This window comes from Citrobacter sp. Awk 2 (assembly GCF_028069815.1).
GTDB lineage: Bacteria > Pseudomonadota > Gammaproteobacteria > Enterobacterales > Enterobacteriaceae > Citrobacter.
Genome location: NZ_JANEWL010000168.1, coordinates 1 through 4,500, shown reverse-complemented (window position 1 = coordinate 4,500; position 4,500 = coordinate 1). Strand labels below are relative to the sequence as shown.

Sequence of the window (4,500 nt, the reverse complement as noted above, 5' to 3'; positions counted from 1 at the left end):
GTCCCACCTGACCCCATGCCGAACTCAGAAGTGAAACGCCGTAGCGCCGATGGTAGTGTGGGGTCTCCCCATGCGAGAGTAGGGAACTGCCAGGCATCAAATAAGTGAAGAAGCCCATCCTGACGGATGGGCTTTTTTGCGTCTGTGGGGAGTGAAAACCGCCGGATGCGGCGTCCCGCCTTATCCGGCCTGCAGCTGAATGTATGTTGTAGGCCTGATAAGCGCAGCGCATCAGGCAAGCAGGCAATACCACAGTTACTGTCTTACCCATTGCGTAACAAACTCAGTAAGTTGTTGTATGTCGTTGATATCTAACAATGGAACATCCACCGCCAGCGGCACATCACTAGCAACTGCGACAACATGCTCGTCTATAACTAACTCTTCTGCACGATGCCCGCAGCCTTCACGAAAAAGCAGGATCTTCGCGACAGGTTCATGCTTAAAGCCTTCAACAAGCACCATATCTAACGCCGAGGTATCCATCCGGCTAACCAGATAGGCCAGGTCCAGTTCGGGCTCTTCAGGTGTTTCAACCATTAACGCCCAACGCTGTTGGCTGGCAACCAGCGTTTGTGCTGCCCCGGCTTTGCGTAGCTCATAGCTATCCTTGCCAGGCTTATCGACATCCATATCGTGGTGTGTATGCTTAATCAATCCGGGACGAATACCTCTGGCGCACAGTTCCGGGATAAGCTTTTTGAGCAGCGTGGTTTTCCCCGTACCGCTCCAGGCCGCAATGGCGAGTAATGGGATCATGATTTATCCTGCCATCTGGCGAGTTCTTCGGGTGTATTCACATTCACGAATGCATCTTTATGATCGCTAAAGTCAACGGGATGTCCCCCAGCCTGGCGCATAAAGACCATCACGCGTCGTTCTCCAGACTGCAGGTAATCCTGTAGCAGGGGCTGCATTGATCTGTTCATCAGTGCAATTGTCGGGTGATCTCTTTCACCATCATGCACCCAGACTACGGGGGCTGATTTGCGTTGTTCTTTTAAACGAGCGACCAGATCGTGGGGGATATAGGGCATATCACAAGGGCAAAACAGAAACCAGTTCCCTTCTGCCTGTAGAAAAACCGACAGCATACCGGCCAATGGACCAGGATAATCAGCAAGGGCATCGGGGATGACTTTCAGGCCGCTTTGCTGATAAATATCCTGGTGGCGATTAGCGTTAACCACAACAGTCTCGACCTGCAAAGCGAGGGTGTCAGCCACATATCGCCAAAGGGGTTTTCCATCCAGCTCAAGCAAACCTTTATCTGCTCCGCCCATTCGTCTGGCTTTACCGCCGGCCAGGACAACCCCTGTTATTGCACTATCCAGAATCACTGATATCGCCTCTTTTAATGTGGGATTGACCCTGCTAACGTATCTATATTGAGCGTAAGGAGCACAACCATGAAATGTAAACGTCTGAATGAAGTTATTGAACTCCTCCAGCCGGCCTGGCAGAAAGAACCCGATCTTAACCTGATGCAATTTTTACAGAAACTGGCGCAAGAGTCAGGTTTTGACGGAGAACTGGCGGATTTAACTGATGACATTCTGATCTATCACCTGAAAATGCGTGACTCAGCGAAAGATGCCGTGATCCCAGGCATTCAAAAAGATTATGAAGAAGATTTTAAAACAGCACTTCTACGCGCACGTGGCGTAATTAAAGAGTAAAACCTTGTAAGCGCCTCCACCGAAAGCGCTGTGAAATGATATCCTGAATCATTCGTAGTAATTTCTGGATGATGGGATGAACGACAACGCTTTTACTTTCCAGACGCTACACCCTGATACCATTATGGATGCCTTGTTTGAACAGGGCATCCGCGTGGATTCTGGTCTTACCCCGCTAAACAGCTATGAGAACCGTGTTTATCAATTCCAGGATGAAGATCGCCGACGTTTTGTCGTGAAGTTCTATCGCCCTGAGCGTTGGTCTGTCGATCAGATTCAGGAAGAGCATCAATTTGCCCTGGAACTGGTTAGTGATGACGTCCCGGTTGCTGCACCTCTGGTTCTGAATGGTCAAACGCTGTTGAGCCATCAGGGTTTTCACTATGCAATCTTCCAAAGCGTAGGTGGTCGTCAGTTTGAAGCCGACAACATCGATCAGATGGAGGCCGTGGGTCGCTACCTGGGTCGTCTTCACCAGACCGGGTGCAAACAACCTTTTACCTTTCGCCCCACTATAGGTCTTGAAGAGTACCTGACTGAGCCACGTAAGCTTTTTGAGCATGCACCGCTCATTCCGTCAGGACAAAAGGCGGCCTTCCTGAAGGCAACGGACGCACTGATTACCGTGGTCACCGAACGCTGGCATACGCGTTTTGCGTCGCTACGTCTGCATGGTGATTGCCATGCAGGTAATATTTTGTGGCGTGATGGCCCGATGTTTGTTGATTTGGATGATGCCCGTAATGGTCCTGCAATACAGGATTTATGGATGCTTCTTAATGGTGATAAAGCAGAGCAACGTATGCAGCTTGAAACTATTATTGAAGCTTATGAAGAGTTTAGTGAATTTGACACCGCTGAAATCGGACTGATAGAACCTTTACGCGCAATGCGTTTAGTTTATTATCTTGCCTGGCTGATTCGACGTTGGGCTGATCCCGCTTTCCCCAAAAATTTCCCTTGGTTAACCGGGGAAGATTATTGGCAGCGTCAGACCGCGACCTTTATTGAGCAGGCAAAAATTCTGCAAGAGCCCCCCTTACAATTAACGCCAATGTATTAATCGGAGAAACTTGAACATGAAAAAAATATGGCTGGCGCTGGCTGGTATGGTTTTAGCTTTTAGCGCATCGGCAGCGCAGTTCCAGGATGGTAAGCAGTACATCACGCTGGAAAAGCCTGTTGCGGGTGAACCGCAGGTGTTGGAGTTTTTCTCCTTCTACTGCCCGCATTGCTACCAGTTTGAAGAAGTCCTTCACGTATCTGATAACGTGAAGAAAAAATTGCCAGAAGGCACCAAAATGACTAAGTATCACGTCGAGTTTTTGGGGCCTCTAGGTAAAGATCTGACGCAGGCATGGGCTGTTGCTATGGCACTGGGCGTTGAAGATCAGGTGACTGTGCCGTTGTTTGAAGGGGTGCAGAAAACGCAGACTGTTCAGTCTGTCGCTGATATCCGTAAAGTCTTCGTCGACGCAGGTATTAAAGGTGAAGACTATGATGCGGCATGGAATAGCTTCGTGGTGAAATCACTTGTTGCCCAGCAGGAAAAAGCGGCAGCTGATTTGCAGCTGCAGGGCGTGCCGGCGATGTTTGTTAATGGCAAATATCAGGTGAACCCGCAGGGTATGGATACCAGCAGCATGGATATCTTTGTACAGCAGTATGCTGATACCGTGAAATTCCTGGTTGGTCAGAAGTAAAAGAAAAAGCCGGTCACAGACCGGCTTTTTTATTTGAGGCTTTAATCGCATTTAATTGTGTATCTTTCTCGCTCCAGAGCATGTTCAGCCACTGCTGGAACCGACGTTTAAATGCCTTATCGTTAACGTAATCACCATGCAATTCTTCGCTAATTGGCTCGAGATTCACTCGCACGACAATGCGTGTCAGCTTGCCGCTGAGCATATCGTAGAAAGGATGACGGCTATTTTCTGGATAGCACAGCGTAACGTTCAGCAATTTATCGAACTGTGATCCCAGAACGTTTAGCGCCATTGCAATGCCTGCCGCCTTGGGCGGGAGCAGATTGCTGTACGGGGAACGGGTTTGCTGACGCTTCTCGTCCGTAAAACGTGAGCCTTCGACAAAATTCACAATTGTTGTCGGATGTACGCGAAATTTCTCACAGGAACGGCGCGTTGTTTCCACATCTTTACCGCGTTGTTCCGGATGACGAAGCAGATAGCCACGCGAATAGCGTTTCATAAACGGCATATCCAAAGCCCAACATGCCAGACCAATAAAAGGGACCCAGGCCAACTGCTGCTTGAGGAAATATTTATTCATCGGAATGTGTTTACGGAACAGAACGCAAAGCACAACGATGTCGGCCCAACTGTAATGATTACAAATGAGCAGGTACCAGTTTTTCTTGCTAAGACCTTCCAGTCCTTCGATATCCCACTTTAATCGTGGATTAAGGTGCAGCAGTAGAGCCAGACCTTCACACCAGCAATACATCATGAAATTACAGAAGACAGAAACCTTGCGCCAGACGACAGGAATGGGCAAAAGGAGTTTTACAACCCCTGCAAGGATGATCGGCACAGAACAAAAAATCGTGACCAATATGGTCAATACGATACTCAGCAACAGCGTTATCGCAGCGAGTATTCTCGTCATAATTAAATTATTCAAAAGGTTAGCCATAGATAGTGCGCTAAATGAGGCGCAAGGGGCTGATTTTATCAGAAAACGAACCAAATGATGGATCTTCGCTGAATAGAAAAAAAGGTAATATCTATCCACATCCAGATATAAGCTGAAAAAATGGCATAAAGTTCCACCTATCAACATAAGATGATGAAAAATATAATAA

At 48.0% G+C, this 4,500-nt stretch carries 6 protein-coding genes and 1 rRNA gene; 4 read left to right on the top strand and 3 right to left on the bottom strand.

Annotated elements, in window-relative coordinates; translation table 11 throughout:
* Positions 1-95 (top strand): 5S ribosomal RNA (gene rrf, locus NNO02_RS22630); the annotation flags it as partial.
* Positions 96-255: 160 nt separating this feature from the next.
* Here the strand turns inward: rrf and mobB are convergent.
* Positions 256-759, bottom strand: a complete 504-nt coding sequence (mobB, locus tag NNO02_RS22625) for a molybdopterin-guanine dinucleotide biosynthesis protein MobB (RefSeq protein WP_271455810.1) — start codon at positions 757-759, stop codon at positions 256-258.
* Positions 756-1,340 (bottom strand): molybdenum cofactor guanylyltransferase MobA, encoded by a 585-nt coding sequence (mobA, locus tag NNO02_RS22620; RefSeq protein WP_271442768.1) that lies wholly within the window; start codon positions 1,338-1,340, stop codon positions 756-758. The genes mobB and mobA overlap by 4 nt, the downstream gene beginning before the upstream one ends.
* Before the next feature lie 69 nt (positions 1,341-1,409).
* Here mobA and NNO02_RS22615 point away from each other — a divergent pair, with 69 nt between their 5' ends.
* The 3 genes from NNO02_RS22615 to dsbA all read left to right on the top strand — a co-directional run bounded on the left by NNO02_RS22615 (position 1,410) and on the right by dsbA (position 3,382).
* Entirely contained in the window at positions 1,410-1,679 is a 270-nt protein-coding gene (locus tag NNO02_RS22615) for a YihD family protein (RefSeq protein WP_003028616.1), read from the top strand.
* Between the two features lie 76 nt (positions 1,680-1,755).
* The gene (locus NNO02_RS22610) at positions 1,756-2,742 is read left to right on the top strand and encodes a serine/threonine protein kinase (protein ID WP_271455809.1); all 987 of its coding nucleotides are present in this window, start codon (positions 1,756-1,758) and stop codon (positions 2,740-2,742) included.
* A 16-nt stretch (positions 2,743-2,758) separates the two neighbouring features.
* Positions 2,759-3,382, top strand: a complete 624-nt coding sequence (gene dsbA, locus NNO02_RS22605) for a thiol:disulfide interchange protein DsbA (protein WP_137381405.1) — start codon at positions 2,759-2,761, stop codon at positions 3,380-3,382.
* A 13-nt stretch (positions 3,383-3,395) separates the two neighbouring features.
* Here dsbA and NNO02_RS22600 read toward each other — a convergent pair whose 3' ends face one another.
* Entirely contained in the window at positions 3,396-4,331 is a 936-nt protein-coding gene (locus NNO02_RS22600) for an acyltransferase (protein WP_271455808.1), read from the bottom strand.
* Positions 4,332-4,500 lie beyond the last annotated feature (169 nt).

Bases quoted from the DNA above. Each gene is read 5' to 3' on its own strand.
- mobB (WP_271455810.1), bottom strand. From the start codon at position 759: ATGATCCCATTACTCGCCATTGCGGCCTGGAGCGGTACGGGGAAAACC.
- NNO02_RS22615 (WP_003028616.1), top strand. From the start codon at position 1,410: ATGAAATGTAAACGTCTGAATGAAGTTATTGAACTCCTCCAGCCGGCC.
- NNO02_RS22610 (WP_271455809.1), top strand. From the start codon at position 1,756: ATGAACGACAACGCTTTTACTTTCCAGACGCTACACCCTGATACCATT.
- dsbA (WP_137381405.1), top strand. From the start codon at position 2,759: ATGAAAAAAATATGGCTGGCGCTGGCTGGTATGGTTTTAGCTTTTAGC.
- NNO02_RS22600 (WP_271455808.1), bottom strand. From the start codon at position 4,331: ATGGCTAACCTTTTGAATAATTTAATTATGACGAGAATACTCGCTGCG.